This window comes from Micromonospora sp. NPDC049301 (assembly GCF_040678715.1).
Taxonomy (GTDB): Bacteria; Actinomycetota; Actinomycetes; order Mycobacteriales; family Micromonosporaceae; genus Micromonospora.
Map to the genome: position 1 here is coordinate 463,871 of NZ_JBFAQO010000001.1, position 15,712 is coordinate 479,582.

General features: G+C 66.4%; 15 protein-coding genes, 1 tRNA gene and 2 pseudogenes. 7 read left to right on the plus strand and 11 right to left on the minus strand.

Annotation, left to right across the window (positions count from 1 at the left end; all coding sequences use genetic code 11):
* Positions 1–248: 248 nt before the first annotated feature.
* A pseudogene (locus AB0K07_RS02220) lies at positions 249–833 on the plus strand (ice-binding family protein); the annotation flags it as partial.
* A gap of 55 nt (positions 834–888) precedes the next feature.
* Here AB0K07_RS02220 and AB0K07_RS02225 read toward each other — a convergent pair.
* The 8 genes from AB0K07_RS02225 to AB0K07_RS02260 all read right to left on the minus strand — a co-directional run bounded on the left by AB0K07_RS02225 (position 889) and on the right by AB0K07_RS02260 (position 5,205).
* A complete protein-coding gene (locus tag AB0K07_RS02225) occupies positions 889–1,224 on the minus strand; it encodes a hypothetical protein (protein ID WP_363751442.1) in 336 nt (111 codons plus the stop codon).
* A 488-nt stretch (positions 1,225–1,712) separates the two neighbouring features.
* Positions 1,713–2,129 (minus strand): type II toxin-antitoxin system VapC family toxin, encoded by a 417-nt coding sequence (locus AB0K07_RS02230; protein ID WP_363750310.1) that lies wholly within the window; start codon positions 2,127–2,129, stop codon positions 1,713–1,715.
* Positions 2,111–2,365 carry a hypothetical protein gene (locus AB0K07_RS02235; RefSeq protein ID WP_363750312.1) on the minus strand — a complete coding sequence of 85 codons (255 nt, stop codon included), beginning with the start codon at positions 2,363–2,365 and terminating at the stop codon, positions 2,111–2,113. The genes AB0K07_RS02230 and AB0K07_RS02235 overlap by 19 nt, the downstream gene beginning before the upstream one ends.
* Before the next feature lie 333 nt (positions 2,366–2,698).
* Positions 2,699–3,070 carry a hypothetical protein gene (locus AB0K07_RS02240; protein WP_363750313.1) on the minus strand — a complete coding sequence of 124 codons (372 nt, stop codon included), beginning with the start codon at positions 3,068–3,070 and terminating at the stop codon, positions 2,699–2,701.
* A gap of 718 nt (positions 3,071–3,788) precedes the next feature.
* Entirely contained in the window at positions 3,789–3,995 is a 207-nt protein-coding gene (locus tag AB0K07_RS02245; RefSeq protein ID WP_363750314.1) for a hypothetical protein, read from the minus strand.
* A 379-nt stretch (positions 3,996–4,374) separates the two neighbouring features.
* Positions 4,375–4,584, minus strand: coding sequence for a hypothetical protein (locus AB0K07_RS02250; protein WP_363750316.1), 210 nt, complete (start codon positions 4,582–4,584; stop codon positions 4,375–4,377).
* A 232-nt stretch (positions 4,585–4,816) separates the two neighbouring features.
* Entirely contained in the window at positions 4,817–4,990 is a 174-nt protein-coding gene (locus tag AB0K07_RS02255; RefSeq protein ID WP_252416291.1) for a hypothetical protein, read from the minus strand.
* Positions 4,987–5,205: a flavin reductase gene (locus AB0K07_RS02260; protein ID WP_363750318.1), complete on the minus strand. Its 219-nt coding sequence runs from the start codon at positions 5,203–5,205 to the stop codon at positions 4,987–4,989. The genes AB0K07_RS02255 and AB0K07_RS02260 overlap by 4 nt, the downstream gene beginning before the upstream one ends.
* A gap of 371 nt (positions 5,206–5,576) precedes the next feature.
* Here AB0K07_RS02260 and AB0K07_RS02265 point away from each other — a divergent pair, with 371 nt between their 5' ends.
* The gene (locus AB0K07_RS02265; protein WP_363750320.1) at positions 5,577–5,978 is read left to right on the plus strand and encodes a winged helix-turn-helix domain-containing protein; all 402 of its coding nucleotides are present in this window, start codon (positions 5,577–5,579) and stop codon (positions 5,976–5,978) included.
* 890 nt (positions 5,979–6,868) lie between these two features.
* A complete protein-coding gene (locus AB0K07_RS02270) occupies positions 6,869–7,546 on the plus strand; it encodes a DUF427 domain-containing protein (protein ID WP_363750322.1) in 678 nt (225 codons plus the stop codon).
* Positions 7,547–7,751: 205 nt separating this feature from the next.
* On the opposite strand, the gene AB0K07_RS02275 is transcribed toward AB0K07_RS02270, so the two are convergent.
* Positions 7,752–8,633 carry a DUF4393 domain-containing protein gene (locus tag AB0K07_RS02275; protein WP_363750323.1) on the minus strand — a complete coding sequence of 294 codons (882 nt, stop codon included), beginning with the start codon at positions 8,631–8,633 and terminating at the stop codon, positions 7,752–7,754.
* A gap of 1,621 nt (positions 8,634–10,254) precedes the next feature.
* Between AB0K07_RS02275 and AB0K07_RS02280 the strand changes: the two are divergent.
* The 4 genes and pseudogenes from AB0K07_RS02280 to AB0K07_RS02295 all read left to right on the plus strand — a co-directional run bounded on the left by AB0K07_RS02280 (position 10,255) and on the right by AB0K07_RS02295 (position 13,236).
* Positions 10,255–11,233: pseudogene (locus tag AB0K07_RS02280) on the plus strand (replication initiator).
* Positions 11,217–11,822 carry a replication initiator gene (locus tag AB0K07_RS02285; RefSeq protein ID WP_363751391.1) on the plus strand — a complete coding sequence of 202 codons (606 nt, stop codon included), beginning with the start codon at positions 11,217–11,219 and terminating at the stop codon, positions 11,820–11,822. The pseudogene AB0K07_RS02280 and the gene AB0K07_RS02285 overlap by 17 nt, the downstream one beginning before the upstream one ends.
* Complete coding sequence (locus AB0K07_RS02290; RefSeq protein ID WP_363750324.1) at positions 11,819–12,016, plus strand: excisionase family DNA-binding protein; 198 nt, start codon at positions 11,819–11,821, stop codon at positions 12,014–12,016. The genes AB0K07_RS02285 and AB0K07_RS02290 overlap by 4 nt, the downstream gene beginning before the upstream one ends.
* Complete coding sequence (locus AB0K07_RS02295; protein ID WP_363750326.1) at positions 12,016–13,236, plus strand: tyrosine-type recombinase/integrase; 1,221 nt, start codon at positions 12,016–12,018, stop codon at positions 13,234–13,236. The genes AB0K07_RS02290 and AB0K07_RS02295 overlap by 1 nt, the downstream gene beginning before the upstream one ends.
* Before the next feature lie 84 nt (positions 13,237–13,320).
* Here the strand turns inward: AB0K07_RS02295 and AB0K07_RS02300 are convergent.
* A tRNA-Lys gene (locus AB0K07_RS02300) sits at positions 13,321–13,392 on the minus strand.
* The gene (locus AB0K07_RS02305; RefSeq protein ID WP_363750328.1) at positions 13,383–15,302 is read right to left on the minus strand and encodes a tyrosine-type recombinase/integrase; all 1,920 of its coding nucleotides are present in this window, start codon (positions 15,300–15,302) and stop codon (positions 13,383–13,385) included. Before AB0K07_RS02305 ends, AB0K07_RS02300 begins: the two co-directional genes overlap by 10 nt.
* Positions 15,303–15,712: the final 410 nt, after the last annotated feature.

The window sequence follows — 15,712 nt, forward strand, 5'->3', positions numbered from 1 at the left end:
GGCGGTGCTCTACGGTCCAGTCCCTATTGTGAAACTTGCGTATTGCCTGATTTCGACCACTTACCTCACTCTGGGGTGGTTTGGTAGTCACTGCGCTGCTTGCGCCAAATCTACCGCTTAAGGCAGGGTGCGCCTTTCCGGGACGCCTCCTGCAAGTAGTACCCACGGAGGGTTGTTCTGTGAAAGTTAAACCGATTCATCTAAGACGGGCACTCCCGCCGGCGCTCGCGGGGTTCGCGGCTATCGCCATGGCTGTCACCTTGCTGGTCTTCAACTCGACTGCGGCCAACGCGCAGGAGGCGCCAGTGGGCCTCGGCACGGCTGGCAACTTCTCCGTGCTGGCCGGGGCCCAGCCCACCAACACCGGCCCAAGCTTCCTGGCTCAGAACCTCGGAAGGCACCCAGGGACCACCCAGATGGGCTTCGAAACGGCAACTATCGGTGGCGAGGTCCACCTCGGCGACGGGGTCGCCCTACAGGCCCAGAGCGACCTGACCACGGCCTTCAACGACGCCGCCGGCCGGGTCCCGTTCACCAATTTGCCCCCAGAACTCGGCAACAACACCCTCAACGCCGGCGTCTATCGGATCGGGGCAGCGCAACTAACCGGGGCTCTGACGCTCAACGCCCAGGGCAACCCCCAGGCCGTGTTCATCTTCCAGGTCGACTCCGCGCTGACGACAGCGTCGAACAGCAGCGTCGTCCTGATCAACGGCGCTTCGCCCTGCAACGTGTTCTGGAAGATCGGCAGCTCGGCGACGATCGGCACAGGCACCACCTTCGTGGGCACCATCATGGCTCAGGCGTCTATCACGATGGCCACGGGCGCAAACCTCCAGGGCCGCGCGCTGGCTCGAACCGCCGCCGTCACCCTCGACACCAACTTCATCACCGCCCCGGTGTGCGCCGGACCGTCTGGCCCACCCGGACCGTCTGGCCCACCCGGACCGTCTGGCCCGCCCGGCAGTCCTGGTGCGCCCGGCAGTCCTGGTGCTCCCGGTAGTCCTGGTGCTCCCGGTAGTCCTGGTGCTCCCGGCAGTCCTGGTGCTCCCGGCAGTCCTGGTGCTCCCGGTAGCCCCGGTGCTCCGGGCAGTCCTGGTGCCCCAGGCGCTCCCGGTAGTCCCGGTGCTCCGGGCAGTCCTGGTGCCCCAGGCGCTCCCGGTAGCCCCGGCGCTCCCGGTAGCCCCGGCGCTCCCGGTAGCCCCGGCGCTCCCCGTACGCCAAGCAAGGACTCCGGAATGCTGCCGGTAACCGGTAGTGGCCTGGTCCCGGCCCTGACGGGCACAGGAAGCGCCATGGTTGCCCTGGGCGGAGTCATGTTCTTCCTCGCCTGGCGTCGCCGAACACACCAGTCCTGATCGGAGGCCCGGCCGGCGATCTGCCGGCCGGGCCCCTCCACCTACCGGCGTGGCAGGTTCGACCTGGGATCCCTCGCTTGTGGGTCCTAGGCGCTTCGACAAGCCCAGCGGCACCAGGACCGGCCGTTTCCGTCGTCCCGTTGGGTGCCTTCGCCCACACGGACAGCCCCATGTTCGACAGCGCAGCCAGCTCGCTTAGCCGGCGGCCGCCTCGAATGCCGACCCTGCCGCTCCCGGACATCTGCACCGTCGCGCTCGACCGCCGCCCCGCAGCGCGATGATCGTCGGTAAGCCGCTTCCACTCAGGTTCGGCGGCGCAAGGGGGTCAGGCCAATGATCCTCGGGCGGGCACTGTCAGGACGCCGCGAGCAGTCGGATCTCGCAGCGGACGCCGCTGGCCTTGGCGAGCCGACCATCACCGGTCACGAGTGGGCAGGCCATCAACTCCGCCGCCGCGACGTAAGCCGCGTCGTACGCCGTAACATTGCCCCGCAACTGCCACATCCGGTCAAGCAGCATAGCGACGCCAACCTCATCGATGACCAACGAAGGCAGAGTGTCAATCGCCTCCTGCGCCCGAGCAAGGGCGAGCTTCCCCCCGAGGACCTTGCCTCTGATCACGGACATGACCTCGACCAGAAGATGGCTCGGCGCAGCCCAGTGCGGATCTCCGGTCAGTTCCGCCCGCGCCGCGTCGCCGACCGGTCCGTCGTCGACCAGGGCATCGGCCAGAACCGACGCATCCACGACGATCACGCGGCGCTGCCCCACGGTCCGCGCCGCTCCCGCTGGTCGTCCAACTCGGCGGCACTCTCCCCCGGCAGGGAGCGAGCACCGTCCGATCGGCCGGCGAAGCGATCAAGGGCCGCCGTGTTGCGCAACCGTCGAGCCTGCGTCTCCACCAACTCCAGCAGGTACGCCTGGAGTGACTGCCCGCGCGCCTTGGCCTGGGCTGCCAGGGCGTCTCGCACTTCTTCCGGCACGTCCCGAATTTGGAGAGCAACCATGCATTCATTATGCATGCAGCATCGCTCAGTCTCCAGGAAAGACTCGATCCCCCGATCAACCGGCTCGCATGACGACTGCGGCAAGGCCAAGAACCGCAGGTTAGAGAAGTGCGTGGGCCGCCAGGGACTCGAACCCTGAACCCCTCCGGCACTCGGTTGATCACCCCAGACTGGACGAATCGGCCCCGTGACCAGGGCGGATACTTTCGCTGCCTTACAGCGGTTGACAGTCCTTGCCGGTGTCAGTTGTGCCGGATCTGTGCCCGATGATCATCCTCACGCCGCTCAGCTTCCCGGACCGCTGGCTCACCGCCCACGCCCTCAACAGGCCGGCTACTTCAGGTACGGGTTCGAGCTCTGGGGATTTGGCACACCCGAGCGATCGGTGAGCGACAACTCTCGCCCCGCATGGGTCTCGACAATCGCCAGGCCCTCGTCGCGATGGATCCAGCTGTGGTCTGTGTACTCCCACACAGCCTGGTCGGCGAGCACGTCAGGAAGCTGTCCGCAGGGAACCACCTCGTAGCTGCCGCTGCCGTCGACGTCGACGAACAGCCGGCGTACCTCGATGAGCCCATCATTGACCAGTGCGACCAGGGCAGCGGCAAGCACCGGCAGCAGGAGCAACTTGTCGTCCTGGTCGAGATCGGTCCGCCAGTTCCAGAGCACGCTCGGCAGTAGGTCATGCTCTTGAGCGTTGGTCATGAGGCACTGCTCCTCATGGCTCAGGCCATCCCAGGTAGGCACGGGCCGATGGTGGCACACCATCTGCAGCCGCACTCGACCACTTCGTCCCGAACGCCGTGACGGTCTAGCAACCGCTGTCGTCTGTCGCTGTCGGCTGCGCCTTTGTGCAGGTCGCTGGCAGTCCTGTCGCGTCCGTTGCTCTGCCGTACCGACGCGTTCGCTGCCTCTCTGCTGCATCCGGCGCTGCACGGCGCGTGTGTGAGGGGAAGACCAGATCAACGCGAAGGTGCCTGAGCGGGGACAATGGACCCGACGAGGGAGGTCGGGCGATGGATAAGGATCGAGGGCACACCGATCGTTCAACAGACGAGGAGTTCGCCCGCCTACGGCACGACAGGTTCGGCGAGCTGCCCGCCCGTGCGGCGGAGAAGGACCAGGTCGAGACCGTAGACACAGACCCCCCGCACGAGGAGCCGCCGCAGCCTCCGGTGCGCCGGGAGTGGGGGTAGGAGCTGCAGCGAGCACGAATCGCGGAATGGGACGACCCCCGCCGCCGGGGGAACCTGGTCGTCCTTGTCGGATAGTGCCGACAGACGCCGTTGTGTGCGTGCAGGCTCGGTCGGCGTGCTGCTCGTTCCATCCATGATCGCCGGGTGGCGAACTGTTTGCTGACTCCCTGCTGACTTCGCCTGTCGCCGGCACCGGCTGTCAGGCCGCGTGCACCGTGTGCGCGCACCTACTGGCTGTTCCGTTCCCGCTCTCGGTATGCGTGCGCGGTCGAGTGCTTGGAGTTGCCGCAACAGTTGTGGTCGTAGCCGTCCTCCATGCGCCTCCAAGCCTTCTTGGTGCAGACACCGTGCGAGCACATCACGTAGCCGTAGCCGCCATAGCCGTCCGCCATGTTGTTCCCGTAGTAGGCGGGCTGCGGAGTCTCGTCGGTCATGTCTTGTGCCTCCCCTTGATAACGGCCTATCCATTGTCAGACGACAGACCGGCCGCGACGTTGAACGACGCTGGTGGGCTATCGCACAGGGCGCGAGCCCCTGTGCGCAGTCCGCATCTACTCCGTCAGCCGTCTGACGAGAATCAGATCCAGTGAGACGGCAAAACACCGCTCGTTCGCTCGGCGAGGTCGACGGCGCTGAGGAGTTCGGCGAGTGCGGGCTCGGTGGCGAGGTTCAGCGGCTGTAGGTCGCCGGTGCGGGCTTGTTGGTTGAGCAGCAGCTCAGTGCTGGTGTCGTGGACGATCCGGGCTGCGTCTGATCGTCCGTTGATGTTCGCCAGCTTGGCTGCTCGATTGGCTGCTTCAGCGGCCTATGCCTCTACTCGACGCCCTCCGGAAGCTTTCCGAACTTGGCCAGCAGGGCCCGAGCGCTTGTGTCCGCCTGCGTTCCGGGCTTCAGGTTGGTATGGATACCGGCCTTGGGCAAATCGGGGTCGTTGGACGTCAGATGGACGCGCTTCGTGCTTGGGTCGTACCAGACCTGAACGGTGAGCTTCACGTATCGGCCGTTCTCGGACGCCTCTGCCATGATCAGCTCCTATCGTTCGCCTTAACCCCGGTGGTACGAGGGTAGAGGCTGAATCCCCCTACCGCCTCAGCCGAGGGTGCACCGGGCCCGAGGCAGGTGGCTGACATGAATCTATGGATTGCCGGCGAGGCGACCTTCTGGGGTCTTGTTCGAGGTCATCCGGGCTGCTGACGCGCTTCTCGGCCTGGTTCGGCTGGCACGGTTGCTGTACTTCGTTGCTGTACTGCTGGCATCAGACGAGGCGCTGGATGCGGACCTTCGGGCGCTCGTTCCTGAGGTGGCCGTGCTTGTGCTGGCGGACCTGCTCGTCCCAGACCTCCTGGTCGTAGTCCGGGTTCGGCGGGATCCACTTGTGGGAGCCGTCGCTGTAGTGGAACTTCTCGTCGCCGGGTCGCAGGATGCTCATCGGGTCCAGCCGAGGAAGCGGTGGTGCAGGTGGCCTGCGGGGACGTGGGTCAGGTCGTGGGCGGCTTCGACGAGTTGGGCTGCCAGGTAGAGGGTGAGCGACACCGGGGCTCGTTCGTACTCCGCTCGCAGTTCTCCACGGCGGGTGTGGCAGGGCCAGTCGGCACCACAGCCACCGCAGGTCCAGGCCGGCGTGATCGGGAGGTGGTTGGTCACTTCGGCTCCCTCTGCTCGACCGGCGGTTCCGATGACGGAGCGGATGGCCGGCCGTCCTCTGAGGGCCAGTGACCCCGGTTGATCGGGATTCGATGCCTTGCATGGCAGGGCAACTGGCCCCCGCATCGGCAGACCTTCCGCCATCGCTGCCATGACCAGACCGGCCGGTGCCGCCTCGCCAGGGTTAGCGCGACAGCCACCAAGTACTCCTCGTACGACACGCGAGGCACCAGGTCTCCCCTCGGGCATTCTTCGATCTCACGGGCAGGTGGAGCCGGCCGTTGGCTGTTGTCCCAGCTCATGTCACCGTAACGACGTAGGACTGTAGATACAATAAGATGTAGAACTGTTGGACACGTAGCGTCACATTCGTGATCGACCCCAGCGCGGATCGCGCCGTGTTCCGGCAGCTCGCAGACCTTCTGCGAGACCGGATCGCGTCTGGCGACCTCGCGCCCGGGGCCTCGCTTCCCAGCGAGCTGCGGTTGGCTCAGGAGTACGGGCTGAGCCGCACGAGCGTCCGACAAGCGGTAGCGCTACTCCGGTCGGAAGGGCTCGTGATCGTGGAACCACCGCGCGGCACGTTCGTCCGCGCCGAAGAGCCGACCGAAACGGTGACCCTCCTCAAGGGCGACACCGCCACCGCTCGGATGCCCACCCCCGCCGAACGGCGCGAGCTGGAGATCGGTGAGGGCATCCCGGTCATCGTGATCTTTCGCGCCGACGGCTCGCGCGAGGTCTACGCCGCCGACCGCATCCGCGTCGGCCGCTGACGCTGTCGTAACCGTCGACGAACCCCGTCGGGGGGAGCCTGGTCGGCGTTGTCGGCCAGTGTCAGCGGGTGTCGTTCCCTGTGGTCCTGCCCTCGGTGTCTGCCGGCCGCGACCGTCGGCGTCGATCGCGCACCATGGCGTTCGCTGACTTCCTGCTGACTCGTGGGGTATTGGGGCCGACGGCGCGTCGCGGTGTTTCCACCGCCGACCTTCCGATTTTCAGTCCGGGCGGCAGGGGTCGCAGACACTCCGATGACGGGCGGCCAACCGCCCGATGCCGGGCCAGGTGCTGCGCGTCCGCTCCCGCTTGTCGTCATGCTGTCGTCATGGGCAGCCCATGTTGCGTCTGTCGCTTGGGGGCGGCCTCACCTCTGACCAGGCCGCGCACGCCGCCATCGCCGAGTTCGGCGCTGCGGACCACATAGTCGACGAGTCCGTCCCCAAGCACCCGGCCGACACACCGCACGGCTCCTGCTCGCCACCGGGCCGGTCATGAGCGCCTGCTGGAACACACCCGATCTGCCGGGTTGGCTTGTCGCGGTCGTCGCGGTGGGCATCCCGCTGGTCGGCGAGCCGATCATGTCGCGCTATCGGAGGCGCTTGGCTGTGGCAGCGCGTTGACCGCGTACTGGGTTCCGTCCGCGGGAGCGGAGTCAGGACCGTAGCCTGGCAGACAGGGCGCCGATGGGTGCTGTTCCTGCACGGCTGGCCGTAGTCGTGGTGTGCCTTGCGGCGGTTGATGCGGCGGGCGTACTCGTGACCCGGCGATACCGCGAGAGGAAGAAGCGATGTCCTTGACAATCGGGCACGCCCCATTCGCCAGGCAGCGCGGCGGGTTCGACTTCCCCGCTCCCGAGCACGTGCGCTACTGGGAACCCTGGCCCCGCCGGATGCGGGCGGTGTTCGCCGGGCGGACCGTGCTGGACAGTGAACGCGGAATCGTGCTGCACGAGACCGGGCGCCTGCCCCAACACTTCTACCCCTTGGACGACCTGGACCAGAACCTGCTGTCAGCCGCCGAACCCGACGAGCAAGGCCGGGCACAGTTCAGTGTGCGGGCCGGCCAGCGCACCGCACCTGGCGCGGTCACCGCCTTCCCGGACAGCGACGACGCGATCCCGCCGCTGCACGGGTACGTCTCGGTGGACTTCGCCGCCATGGATCGCTGGTTCGAGGAAGACGAACCGCTCTACGGCCACGTCCGCGATCCATACCACCGCGTCGACGTACGCACCGCATCACGCCACGTAGTGGTCCGCCACGCCGGACGGGTAATCGCCGAGTCCACCCGGCCGAAGCTGCTGTTCGAGACGAGCACCCCGATCCGCTACTACCTGCCCTTCGCCGACGTAGATCTTGGCGTCCTCGAACGCAGCGACACCGTCTCGGAATGCCCCTACAAGGGCGACGGGCAGCACTGGCACCTGCACGCCGAGGGACAACGGGTATCCGATGCAGCGTGGAGCCTGCCACACCCGCTCCCCGAGGGCTTGGCCGCCGCCGAACACCTCTGCTTCTACCCTCATAAGGTGCACCTCGAGGTCGACGGTCGTCAGGTCACCGCGTAAGACAAAGAGCCAGGTGAGAGGCTGTCTCACCTGGCCTTTGCCTCTGGTCTGGGTGGCCGGATTTGAACCGACGACCTCTTCGTCCCGACCGATTCCTGCCGAAGGAGAGATTGCAGGTCGGTTAGCTGGGCGAGGAGCGGGCTCGGGCTGGTAGAACGTCCCTACCGCCTCATGGGCATCGCCCTCACCGCGCTGCCTTATGATGTCAATCTCCGGCAACCTGCGGGCTGACTGAAATTGTTGCTACTGTCGCGGCCGTGGCCGGCGGCGGAGAAACCGCCCGCAGGAACCGCTCGCCAAATGCGGTCCGCGCTATGTATCCCTTTGTGATCCGAACCATCGTACCTTCGCTGAAGCGAATGTATTCCGGCCGCTTACGGGCCCAGTCGTAAAGATTACCGCCGTGCAAGGAAACCTCATAGCCGACTCTAACAAGGCCTAGTCGCCCCCAGTTGTCGACCCATGCGGGAACTGCGGGGTCCTCTATAGGTTCCCCGTTCAGGTCGCGGAGGTTCATAACGTGCATCAGCAGAATGTCGTAGCCGCCTGTCTCCAACCGGTCATCGAGACGGACCAGTGGGGTCTCTCTCGCGAGGAGCACGGTGTTGAGTAGGTTTGTCTCACGAGCGCTCAACTGCTTGATCACCTCGACGAAGGCAGGGTGCGCATCTTCAGATCGGCGATCGTCTGCGGCCGCCGTAAGCAGATTCAGATACATTTCTTTGAGGTCGGGATCATCGAAGCTGTAACTTAATCCATGCATTGCCGGTACAGCAATGCTCGCAGGCGGCGTGACCATATGCTCATCGGGTATGCTGGCCGTCTTGGCCGCCATTTCTTCCGGAAAGACGTCTGCAAAGTACTCCTGACTGACGCCAATCATGCGCGCAAATGGTTGATAGAGCTTGAGCTTGATTCGCTCCTTGACCGCCATGCGTGCTGCGGCGGTACGGGCAGCTGCCTTGAATTCCGGGGTGTCTTGGGCGGCCTGAAGCAACTCATCCCGTGTCTTCTCATCCTGGCCAAGTGCCTTCTGACCGATCACCTCAACGGCCTTACCTACGGCTGCAATCTCTGGTCCAGTCACCCTGAGCAGGATATGGGAGCCGCGCCATCCCGTGTGCCGTCGACCCGCCCTCCGGGGAGCGGGCCGGCGCCCGGCCCGCCATGTCAAGCGGACCTTGACGGCTCGTACGGACGCTGGCGGGTCGGGTGGTGGTCTGCTCGGTTCGCCCGGGTCGGCGGCACACGGGATGGCTACCGCAACCACCCACGAACCGCGACCCGCCGACGGAGCCCCGGCCATCCTGGAGCCGGAGCGCCCCCGCCGGAGGCGCCCTAACCGCAACCTCGCGACCGCCGCCAGCTCGCCGACGCGGCCGGCGTGCGCTCCCCTAAGCCGCGCGGGCTCGTGGCCGCGCGGCCCGGCCGGCTGCCGGCCCACCCCTCACCGGTCAACGCCCCTGTCGTTCTGCGGCGGCCCCTTGGGCTTCCCGCTTCCGCGCCAGCCGCCGGGCGTAGGCGTGTCGGCCGCGTGCGACAGCTAAGCGGCCGGCGCGCGCCCAGGCGGCGGCGCGTGCGGCCCGTTGCGGGCCGCCTTGATAGACGTACAGAAAGTCCTCCCACATCGGCCGGTAGCCGGCCGGTAGCCGGCTGTCGTACTCCGCTCGATCTGTTAGATGGTGGCTTCAGATGATGCGTGACGCTCCGCCAAGCGATGGTTCGAGCCCGCGAGTCCGAACCTGCGCGAGCTACGCGACGATGACCCGGTGGACGAACAGCCCGTCTTTACCGACCCGTGGCGGGACCTACGCCGAGGTGGCCCAACCGAACACCAACAACGTGAAGCACTGCACGCCCAACTTCTGACCGAGGTGGCAGCCGGGCACCCCCTACACAACCAACCCGTCGAGGTCATCGGCAGGTCCGGGGCCTCAGACGACATCGTTGTGGAACTGGCCTCTGGGGGCTGGGCCCTCGTCCACCTCACCTGGAAACGCGCGGCCGAGAGGCCACCTTGGCCTTACACCACCTTCTACAGCACGATCAAAGCCCTCGAAGAGGACATCCACGAGCCGGACTGGTAAGACGCATGATGATCATTTAGGCGGACATGTAATGGATCATCCGACGCTGATCGGTAACGGATCAATTGGAGCTCTGCACGACGGGCATTCGGCCGTCCCACCCAGGGCCAAGGGATCACGACGGGTTGACGTGTCGGTACCCGCTGCTACTCTGGCCCTCGTCGAGCACGCCAGCGCCGCCTTCCTGCCGGATTGCTGGACTCGACGTTAGAGGTTCCGAGCGGCCTTCCTGCCGCTGATGCGGGCCACGTCCCGCCGGCTCTCGATCGCACCGGCCGCTGCGCCGGTCTCCCGAATCCGCTGAGCGGCCCAGCACGGCCTGCTTTGCCGTCCACGATGGCCCGGATTCGCACAGTCCACGGGTGGGAGGCAGCCTGCGGCACCCCGCCGGATGCCGATATCCCAGGCTTCCCCGCCCGCGCCGGCCCCGATCACTGAGTCCATGAGCAGCGCGAAAGGACCTGCCCCATCGGCGGTACGTGGCATCACCACGAACCCGCCCTCCGGCGTCAGCCGCCCTCCCGGCGGTGCCAGGAGACACGACGAACACCACCAGCGGACCAACGTCCACGGCTGGTGGTGCTTCGTCTCCCGTCCCTGCCACCCCCTAAGGAGAAGACCGTGTCCACCCCGCTCACCCTGTATCGTCCCGACGTCGCCAGCGGCCGTGACGCCCAAGCCCTGCGCCGCGCCGCCACGCCGGAGTTCTCCGGCTGGTTGGAGCACACCGCTTCCGCCGGCGGTTGCTCTCGCCCGATCCGCCTATCCGGCACCATCGCCGCCGTAGAGCGAGACACCGGCCGGGTTCTGATCGACCAGCACACCGACGAACTGCCTGACCGGGCGCTGTACAAGGCGTGCGGCAAGCCGCCAATCGCAGTGTCCGGACTGCGCCTGGGTCTACCAAGGCGACGCCTACCAGGTCGTCCGCTGCGGCCTGACCGGCGGCAAGGGTGTCCCCGCCTCGGTCGGCCGGCACCCGGTCGTGTTCGCCACCTTCACCGCCCCGTCTTTTGGTGCGGTTCACCACCGCCACGTTCCGCGCCACACCTGCGCTACCCGGCAGCGCTGCGACTGCCGCCCGGCTCCCTGCCGCGCCCGAAGTGTCGCCGGCACCTGCCCGCACGGGCAGCCCGCGGCGTGCTTCGCCCGTCACGACACCGACGATCCGCGGCTTGGTCAGCCGTTGTGCCTGGACTGCTACGACCACGGCCACCAGGCCGTCTGGAACTACTTCTCGGGCGAGCTGTGGAGGCGCACGAAACAGGCCATCGAACGGCACCTCGCCGCTCTCTGCCGCCGACGCGGCATCCCCTTCGTCCAGGTCGTCACCGACTCCGGCAAGGTGCGACGGGTGCCGCCGGTGAGGGTGTCGCACGGCAAGGTCGCCGAGATGCAGCGCCGGGCAGCCGTGCACTTCCACGTCCTGCTGCGCCTTGATGGCGTCGACCCCGACGACCCGGACGCTCTCGTGCCGCCGCCCACCGGTATCACTGTCGACGACCTGGAAGACGCGGTCCGCGTCGCCGCCTCGCGAATTACCGTCACCACCCCCCCCGCACCCCGACCGGCCGCAGGGCTGGCTGGTCGGCTGGGGTGAGCAGGTCGACGTCCGGCGGATCAACACCACGGGCGGTGAGCTGACCGACGGCAAGGTGGCCGCCTACCTCGCCAAGTACGCCACCAAGGCCACCGAAGCCACCGGCCACCAATCCACCCGACTCACTCCCGCCACCGTCGACGACTACGCCGACCCGGAAGGCGACCACCTCGCCCGCCTCATCGACGCCTGCTGGCACCTCGGACGGCCCACCGGCACCGACACCGCCAACGGCGCCGCAACGCCCGGCGACCGTCAAGGCAGCCTTGACACCAAACCAAACTTCTACGCCGGGCTGGGCCGCTGGGCACACATGCTCGGTTTTGGCGGTCACTTCCTCACCAAGGCCCGCCGCTACTCCGTCACCTTCGGCCTTCTCCGGGACACCCGCGCTACCTATCGCCGTGCCGAGGGCGACGACACCACCGACACCGTCACCGTCGGCATCCTCACCTACATCGGGGCCGGCTGGCTCAGCGACGGTGACGCCCTGCTCGCCAACACCGCCGCCAGACAGCGACGAGAGAGCCGACGTGTCGGCCGGGAAGAACTCGCCCACGCTGCCTGGCTCAGCGGGGCCGCCGCATGAGCAGAGATCTCACCCCGCGCTGGTACTCGCCCGCCGAGGTCGCCGTCCTGCTCGGCTTCGGCCTGTCCAAGGTCAAGATGAAGATCGCCACCGGCGAGCTGCGCTCCATCAAGGACGGCAAGTACCGCCGCATCCTCCCCGAATGGGTCGACGACTACATCCGCGACCAGGTCGAACGTCAGGAGGCAGCCTGATGCCGGGACGGGCACGCGCCAACGGTGAAGGCTCAATCTTCGCGTACCGCAACGGCTTCGCCGCGTACGTCTGGGTCGAGAAGCCCGACGGCAAGCGAGGCCGGAAGTGGGTCTACGGCAAGACCCGCGAGGAGGTCCATGACAAGTGGATCAAGCTGCACGGACAGGCCAAGGCCGGTCCGGTGGCGACGCGCTCGCCGACGGTGGGGGAGTACGCCGGCTACTGGCTGCGCGAGATTGTCAAGCCGAACCTCGCTCCGGGCAGCTACGTCACGTACGAGGTCGTGGTCCGGCTCTACCTCGTGCCAGGGCTTGGCCGAAAGCGCCTCGACAAGCTCCGGGTCAGCGACGTCCAGACCTGGATCAACGGGGTGGGGCGGACCTGCCAGTGCTGCGCCCAGGGCAAGGACGAGCGGCGGAAGCCAGACCAGCGTCGCTGCTGTGCCCTCGGCCGCTGCTGCCAGGATCTGCCCTCGGCAACCAGCGTCACCCACTTGCGGACCGTGCTCCGGACGCTGCTGTCCCAGGCGATCGCCGAAGGGCTGATCACCCGCAACGTGGCGTCTCTGGTGAAGCTGCCACCGGTACGGAAGCGCAAGCGGAAGGCGTGGACGAGTGACGAGGCTCGGCGCTTCCTGGAGTCGGCCCGCGCCGACGATGATCCGCTCTATGCCGCGTACGTCCTGGTCCTGGTGCTCGGTCTGCGCAAGGGCGAGATGTTGGGACTCACCTGGGCCGACGTCGACCTCGACGCGGGGGAGTTGACCATCGATCGGCAGCTCCAGCGGGTCGGTGCCGAGCTGCTGCACCGGGAAACGAAGACGGCCGCCTCGGACGCCACCCTGCCGCTGCCGGACATCTGCACTGTGGCGCTCGACCGCCGCCATGCCGCCCAGACCGCCGCCCGTGACACTGCCGGCCCCACCTGGCAGCCCTCGGCCCTGATCTTCACCACCCGCTACGGCCGGCCGGTCGAGCCACGCAACTTCAACCGCTTCTGGGACCGCCGCTGCGACGCGGCCGGGGTCCGGCGGATCACCGTGCGGGACGCCCGGCGTACCTGCGCCTCGCTCCTGGCCGACCTGGACGTCCACCCTCGGGTGGCGATGCAGATCCTCCGGCACGCTCAGTTCGCCATCACCATGGAGATCTACACGGTCGTCTCCTCGGCGGCGACCCGCGACGCGCTCAAGCGACTCGGCAGCGCACTGGATCGGTAAGGCGCTACTGCTGTACTTCGCTGCTGTACGAGCCGTCCTGACAAAGACAGCGGCCCTGCAAAGGGCCGCTGAGCTGCAACAGAGTGGGCCGCCAGGGACTCGAACCCTGAACCTATGGATTAAAAGTCCACAGCTCTGCCATTGAGCTAGCGGCCCGTATCACACACGATACCGGACCTCAGCGGAGTCACCCATCCGCTGGGCACCCTAGCCGTCTCGGCGTAGGGCACGCACTGTTTCTGCAGCTCGAGCCTCATCTTTGCACAAACGATGGAGTAGGCGCGTGATGGTGGTCGGCGAGATGCCGTTCCCTGTCCGCCCGCACTTTCGGGGGTTCCGACCCGACTGCGCTGTCGCTCTGCGTAACTGAAATCGGGGACATTGTTGCTCAGGGTAGTGGCATACTGCCGACACGCGAGCACCCACGGGGCACCTTTGGGACACCCACGATGCACAGTGGACGCTCTAGGACCACGTTTGCGCAGGTGAGAGTGTTGCTGCAAGTCTGAAATATTAAGACCTTGGAGTCTTTTAATCCACAGGTTCGGGGTTCGAGTCCCCGGCGGCCCACCTGAATCGTTCTCCTGCGGAGGTCTCCCAGACGTGCCGCCTACGGCGCCTGATCGGCGTGGTACCAGCGCAGCGGCGGCTTCGGCCTTGGCGCGTTCGGACTCGAGTTCGTGCACGACCGAGGTGTAGGTGTTCGCAGCGACGGTGATACTCGAGAGCCCGAGTACCTCCTGGATGTCCTTGAGGTCGGATCCGGACGCCTTGAGGAACGTCGCGGCGCAATGCCGTAGGTCGTGCAGCCGGATCGGCGGCAGCCCGGAACCTGCGACGAGTCGCTCGAAGCGATCGCTGAGCTGCTCAGGATGCCACTGACGACCGTCAGGTCGCACGAAGAACAACCCGGCCTTCGGCCAGGCGGCGTCGGCCTGCCAGCGTTCCCGCCGATCCTGGTAGATGCGTAGCGCCGTGGTCGTGGAGGCGTCGAGCGCGATGATGCGGTCACCGGCGTAACTCTTGACGATCTTGATCACCGGTCGATAGCCGACGGTCGTGAGCTGCTGATTGATCGTCACGGTCCTCCCCGTCAGGTCGACGTCGCTTTCGCGCAGGCCGAGTGCTTCGCCGCGACGCAGGCCCCGGTGCAGGATGAGAGCGACGATGGGGTAGACAAAGACGTCATGGTCTTCGACATGATCGAGGAACGCGCCGGCTTGCTCCGGTGTCCACACCATGACGCTGCTGGGCCGAAGTCCCGTCTTCTTCCACTGCTGCGTGGCGGCGGAGGTCCATACCCGCGGCCTCGGTGCTTGAACTGACGGCAACTCGACGTACGCGGCGGGGTTGAACTCGATGAGTCGATGGGTGCGTATCGCATCGTTGAGAGCCTTACGCAGGGTCGCGCGGATACGTTGCAACGTTGCCGGACCCGTCCTCCGGACACCTCTGACCGACGCCCGGATCTGGACGTCATCATTGCAGCGGGCGATGTCGATCTGGAGATTGCGGTCGCTGATGCTGTCGAACATCGACTGGAGATGGCCGACTCGGAGCCGATCGATCGGGATGTGACCAAGGTGTGGAACGAGATAGACACGGATATGGGTCTCGTAATTGACCAATGTGGTGGGTTGGATCTTGCGACGACTGGCGTGCCACTGCCAGAGGTAGTCGCCCAAGGTCATCGCCGCAGATGCCACGATCCCGGCGCGGACGCGGCGGACCACAGAATCCCGATCGGGAAACGGTCGACCGCTTTTGGTGTCCTTCAGCATGCGCGCGATGTCGTTGCCGACTGTGGTGTCGTCACCCGCGAGTGCGAGTAGCGACTGTGCGCGGCCACGGTCAACGAGTGCCGCCTCACGGGTAGCGAAACCGAAACGTCGCAGCTGCCACCGTTTGCCATCGGGCTGCAGCGGTAGCTCGATCCGGTAGGCCCACGTGCCGTGGGTGGCGCTCCACGCACCACAGGCACGGCGCAGCCTCGGACATGCGGTGCCGATCTTGTTCTTGTTCTTATCACGACAAGAGCAACTCTTGAACGGCGATCCCCGTGACATGTGTTACTCCCGGTAGGCGCCTACGCCTTGCGATTGGGTCCGCTGGCGGTGCTCTGTCGCTGACCTCATTTGGACGGGTCTCGAATCCGTTGGTCAAGGTCTAGTACTCGTCGCCTTGCTTGCGAAGAAGGCAGCGGCTGCAGCGCGGACGTAGAGTTCGCGCCCTCGTTCGTCGCGCATCGTCTCCACGGCTCACTTTCGGCGAGAACATCACCCAGATCGTACCTAACGCCCGATTCCACCACGCCGCCATACTAGAACCGAGCAACAGTAGGAGGAGCTGAAACAGTACTGACTGCTCGAAGGAGTGCCTAAACGATGTGCCGGTAACCGGCGGAGTCCGGTGAGCTTGTTGCTCCCTCTGGGCGGTGCTCCGCCGCGTTGTGGCGTTTACCTTCGGCGCGTTTGCG